The following is a 4,337-nucleotide window of genomic DNA, read 5'->3' on the forward strand; positions in this document are numbered from 1 at the left end:
CGCATCAGGATTAGTGGTTTATAACATTATTGCTCATCATTTATATAAACAATTTGAAGAATATATGTCAAGATGGGCAGAAAATGCTAGTAAAATTTTAGAATTAGTTAAACATGAACATGAAGAATATTATCATCAAGCCTCTTCTACTCTAACTTTAGCAGATTTAATTAACAAATCAGAAAATAATAATCAAGTAACATCTAAAAATTTATTTGCCGAGAAAAATCAATCAATACAATGGTTTAATGAAAAACATGAACTATTAATTAAAGAAGGTAATTTGTTAACTAATTGGGATAATTTTACAGATAAAAATATTACTAAAAACTATGATAAAGAAAATCATCTTTTTTCCTTAATTTTACCTGTATATAACAATAATAAACCAGCAAAATTAATCGGTTATATAAAAGTAACAGAATCAACCTTAACCTTAGAGAAAAATTTACAATTATTGCAATGGAGTTTAATTTTTACAGGAATTTTTGCCCTAATATTAAGCACTGGAGGGGCAATTTTTCTAACTCAAGAATCTCTAAAACCCATCAAAGCTAGTTTTCAAGAATTAAGACAATTTACTGCCGATGCTTCTCACGAATTGCGCACACCTTTAACCGTAATCACCACATCAACAGAAGTTATTTTATCTCATCCCGAAAAAATTGATTCCTCAGATTTGACAAAAATTAAAGCTATTACTTCTGCTACTAAACAAATGACGATATTAGTTAGTGACTTACTTTTATTAGCAAGAATGGATAATGAAGAGATAGAAAGAGAAAAAGAATTATTTAATATTCCTATTGAAGAAATGTGGGAAGATTTACTCGATTTTGCGGAAATACAAGCTAAGTCGAAAGAAATTACTTTAGAATCTCACTTAATAGATAATGCCTTAGTCAAAGGAAACATAAACCATTTACAAAAACTATTTAGTATTATTTTGAATAACGCTTTGCAATATACTCCAGAAGGCGGAAAAATAACTATCACCCTAGAAAAAAATAACGCTTATGCAGTGATAAAAGTTAAAGATACAGGTATCGGTATTAAAGAAACTGAATTAAAGCATATTTTTCAACGTTTTTGGCGAGGAGAAAATGGTAGAAATTATCGTCAAGACGGCACAGGATTAGGATTAGCTATTGCAGAAAAAATTGTCACTAATTATGGTGGTAAAATAACCGTTGCAAGTGAATTAGGAAAAGGAAGTCTTTTTTCTATTTATTTACCTCTTTGTGTTAATCGCTAATATCATCAATCCCCTAAATCCTCCCTTTCAAGGAATTCTATTTTTTGTTTATACCTCTTAATGATTATTAAATATTTGATATTTCCCTTTTCCCAAATCCGCTTTTTTTAACTAATTTAGCATACTAACTCATCAAGAGCCATGATTGTTACGCTATAGTTACAATTAAAGCAATCTTTTCTCTCACTTCATCACCTCATCACCTCCTTTCCTTATCTCTCATCGATGGGTTTTAATTTATTTTCGTCTTCCCCACATCTTTACTTTTCTTCTTTATACTCAGAATCATTAAGCAAAATCAAGAATGTTGAGTCGATTTATGGATACTAAAACTTTAAGAAAATTACACCGCAAATTTGCACCTATCGTCTTTTTACCTTTATTTATAACCGCATTTACTGGAGTATTTTATCGAGTAGCTAGAAGTTGGTTTGGCGCTTCCGATGAATTTGGAGAAATGATTTTATTTATTCATCAAGGAGAATTTTTAGGCAAAGACTTACGAGTTTTTTATGTGCTTCTCAATGGTTTAGGATTAATCGCTATGGTAGCAACAGGTATTATTATGTCTGGAATTTTTCGCCCTCGTAAAAAAGTAATAGAAAAAGTTAATCAAGAATAAATAATTGATTTTTGCGTAAGTTTAGCTAGAATATTGATGCACTAAAATAATTGAATAAAATTAATAAATTATGTCTGATGATATTAACAAAATCAAAAAAATAATTGACAACGCCTTAGCTGATGGTAAGTTATCCCGTGCAGAAAGTGACATGATTAAAAAAGCTATTTATCAAGATAACATTGTTACCCCCGAAGAAGCACAACTTTGGCGAGAATTACAGCAAAAAGTTACTGATGGAGAAATTTTACTGGAAGATTACTAACTTTACCTCAGTTTGAGATCAAATAATGCCTAATTTCTAAACTTCGTGGGATAATTAAGAATTATTAATTAATTTTTCCCATTCATCACATGACTGAATCGTCAAAATTATTACGCACTCCTCTTTATTCTTTATATCAATCCTATGGTAAATTTACTGACTTTGCTGGTTGGGAAATGGCTTTACAATATAGTAGCTTGAAAAAAGAACATCAAGCGGTAAGAGAATCTGTGGGTATGTTTGATATTTCTCACATGGGGAAGTTTTCATTAAAAGGAAAGAATTTACGATCAAGTTTAAATTATCTTATACCTTCTGACTTAACCACTTTAGACACGGGAAAAGCCCAGTATTCAGTTTTATTAAACCATAAAGGGGGCATCATTGATGATATTATTTTTTACTATCAAGGGGAAAATGAACAAAATATTGAATCAGGCATCTTAATTGTCAACGCCTCAACTACCCTTAAAGATTGGGCATGGTTAACAGAAAACCTTAAGAGTCAAGACATTGAATTAAAAGACAATTCACAAGATTTAGCTTTAATCGCCCTTCAAGGAAAAAAAGCGGTTGAATATCTTAATCCCCTTATCACCCCAAATTTAATTACCCTCCCTAGTTTTGGGCATCTTACCACCGACATTGACGGGGAGACAGTTTTTATTGCTCGTACGGGCTATACTGGAGAAGATGGTTTTGAAATTATGACAACTCCTGTTATAGCTCAAAAATTATGGCAAGATTTTCTACAAAAAAACGTTACTCCTTGTGGTTTAGGTAGTCGTGATACCCTTCGTTTAGAAGCCTGTATGGGGTTGTATGGGCAAGATATGAATGAAGAAATAACGCCCTTAGAAGCTGGTTTAGGATGGGTAGTCAATTTTAATCATGACTTTATCGGTAAAGAGATTTTAGCAACACAAAAACAAGAAAAAGTCAAAAAGCGTTTAGTCGCTATCGAAATGGAAGGTAAATATATCGCTCGTCATGATTATCCTATCATCCTTAATAATCAAATAATTGGAAACATTACCAGTGGCACATTATCCCCGACTTTAAATAAGGCGATCGCTCTTGGTTATGTGCCATATAATTATAGTAAAATAGGACAAAAATTGACAGTAGAAATTAGGGAAAAATTATATCCTGCGGTAATAGTAAAAAAACCCTTTTACCAAAGACTAAATAAAATATAATAAATATCAATTAAAACTTTGCGTACTGATACTATTTTCTATCAATTATTTTTACTTTTCCCTAATCTTCTGTTTGAAATTTTAGGGGAAAAACCTTTAGAAGGTTATCAATTTTCATCACGGGAAATCAAAGAATTAGCTAGACGTTTTGATGGTATTTTTTTACCACCAGAAGAGGATATTGACAAACCTATTTATTTTATTGAAGTACAATTTCAAGAAAAACTAGATTTTTGGTGGCGTTTTTTAGCAGAAATTTTTGTTTATTTAGGGCAATATCAACCTCAACAAAATTGGTTAGCCGTAGCCTTATTTTCGACTCGTAGCCTTGATGTGGGTTTACCTCGTCAATTTCACTATTTATTAGAAGTAGGGCAAATTAAGGTTTTCTACCTTGATGAATTGGAAGTAACGGAAGAATCCCCTATCGAATTAGATATAATTTCCTTAATCGTAGGAAAAGATAGCGACGCAATACTGAAGGCACAAAAAACTGTAGCTAAAAGTCAAGAAATTATCGATACTCCTAACGAGCAAGAAAAAATCTTACAATTAATACAAACAGTCTTAGTCTATAAATTAAAAAACCTCACAAGGGAGAGTATCGAAAAAATGTTTACATTAGATGATTTAAGAAAAACCCGTTATTTTCAAGATGTAAAACAAGAAGGTATCCAAGAAGGTATCGAAAAGGAAATTAACTTAGTTATCCGACAACTAAAGCGTAAATTAGGAAATTTATCCCCTGAGTTAGAGGTAAAAGTGCGTAATTTATCTTTGACAAGTTTAGAAGACTTAGGAGAAGCGTTATTAGATTTTTCTTCATTACAAGATTTAATTTCTTGGCTTAACTCTCATTAACTTTTATTTATTAATGCCGTTTCCGCTTTAACTTTCAGGGAATTTTCACTCTCAAAAATATCAAGTTTTGACACTAACAAATAAAAATTCATTCCCAAGAATCACCTCCTTATACAGAGGGTAATAACCGTTAAT

The 4,337-nt window shown here is 31.3% G+C and carries 5 protein-coding genes; all 5 read left to right on the forward strand.

Features of this window, described 5'->3' with window-relative positions:
• Positions 1–1,255, forward strand: a 1,255-nt coding sequence (locus tag FWJ34_RS18525; protein ID WP_308256811.1) for an ATP-binding protein, incomplete at its 5' end; no start/stop codon positions are given.
• 304 nt (positions 1,256–1,559) lie between these two features.
• On the forward strand, positions 1,560–1,877 hold the full coding sequence (locus tag FWJ34_RS18530) for a hypothetical protein (RefSeq protein WP_308256812.1): 318 nt from the start codon (positions 1,560–1,562) through the stop codon (positions 1,875–1,877).
• 70 nt (positions 1,878–1,947) lie between these two features.
• The gene (locus FWJ34_RS18535; RefSeq protein ID WP_308256813.1) at positions 1,948–2,142 is read left to right on the forward strand and encodes a hypothetical protein; all 195 of its coding nucleotides are present in this window, start codon (positions 1,948–1,950) and stop codon (positions 2,140–2,142) included.
• An 89-nt stretch (positions 2,143–2,231) separates the two neighbouring features.
• Entirely contained in the window at positions 2,232–3,341 is a 1,110-nt protein-coding gene (gene gcvT, locus FWJ34_RS18540; protein ID WP_308256814.1) for a glycine cleavage system aminomethyltransferase GcvT, read from the forward strand.
• Between the two features lie 18 nt (positions 3,342–3,359).
• Entirely contained in the window at positions 3,360–4,202 is an 843-nt protein-coding gene (locus FWJ34_RS18545; protein ID WP_308256815.1) for an Rpn family recombination-promoting nuclease/putative transposase, read from the forward strand.
• Positions 4,203–4,337 lie beyond the last annotated feature (135 nt).

The organism is Geminocystis sp. GBBB08, from assembly GCF_016743215.1.
GTDB lineage: Bacteria > Cyanobacteriota > Cyanobacteriia > Cyanobacteriales > Cyanobacteriaceae > Geminocystis.